The sequence below is a fragment of the Acinetobacter sp. WCHA29 genome, assembly GCF_002165335.1.
Taxonomy (GTDB): Bacteria; Pseudomonadota; Gammaproteobacteria; order Pseudomonadales; family Moraxellaceae; genus Acinetobacter.
On the sequence record NZ_NHRQ01000052.1, the window covers coordinates 1 to 1,030 of the forward strand.

A 1,030-nucleotide genomic window follows, 5' to 3' on the forward strand; every position below is an offset into this window, starting at 1 on the left:
AGAGGTGGTCCCACTTGTTTGAACAACTAAAAGCGTATTTATAAGTGATATTCCGCTCTAGTTAAGCCACCTTGTTTTGTTGGGGTAGCTGATCATAGTAAAACTCATTTGGTGTCATTTTGTCTAGACTCGAATGAGGTCGTTTCAAATTATAAAACTCAAAATATGCACTTAATTGCTTTTTCGCATCTGTGACACTGCTATAAGCTTTGAGATACACCTCTTCATATTTAACGCTCCGCCATAATCGTTCAACCATCACATTATCTACCCATCGACCTTTACCATCCATACTGATTTGAATGCCATTTGATTTCAATACATCAATAAATGCATCACTGGTAAACTGGCTGCCTTGGTCTGTATTAAATATTTCAGGTCGACCATATTTTTCAATCGCTTCATTTAAAGCCGAAATACAAAAATCCACCTCCATACTAATCGATACTCTATGCGCAAGTACCTTGCGGCTATGCCAATCAATCACAGCACATAAATAAACAAAGCCTTTTGCCATAGGGATATACGTTATATCCGTAGACCACACTTGATTACTGCGCTGAATAGCCAATCCTTTGAGCAGATATGGATATTTACGGTGAGCTTGATTAGCCTGGCTTAAATTTGGTTTGCAATATAACGCCTGAATACCCATTTTCTTCATTAAAGTACGTGTATGACGTCGTCCTATATGATGTCCTTGACGATTCAACAAATCACGCATCATACGACTGCCTGCAAAAGGATATTGCATATGTAATTCATCAATACATCGCATCAGCTTCAGATCTGATGCACTCACAGGTTTTGGGCGATAGTAATAACAACCACGGGAGACTTTCAGCAGCTTAGCTTGCTTAGATACTGAAATCTGAAGTGAGTCGTCGATTAACTTTTGTGGTTGAAGCGGCCCAGTTTCTTCAACACACCTTCTAAAAAATCAATTTCTAATGCCTGCTCACCGATTTTTGCATGTAGTTTTTTTAGATCGATGGGTGGTTCTGTTGGAGCTTTTGATTGATCGAAAGCT

General features: G+C 38.9%; 1 pseudogene. It reads right to left on the bottom strand.

Features of this window, described 5'->3' with window-relative positions:
- Positions 1-61 precede the first annotated feature (61 nt).
- Positions 62-1,030, bottom strand: a pseudogene (locus tag CDG59_RS14915) (IS3-like element ISAba14 family transposase); the annotation flags it as partial.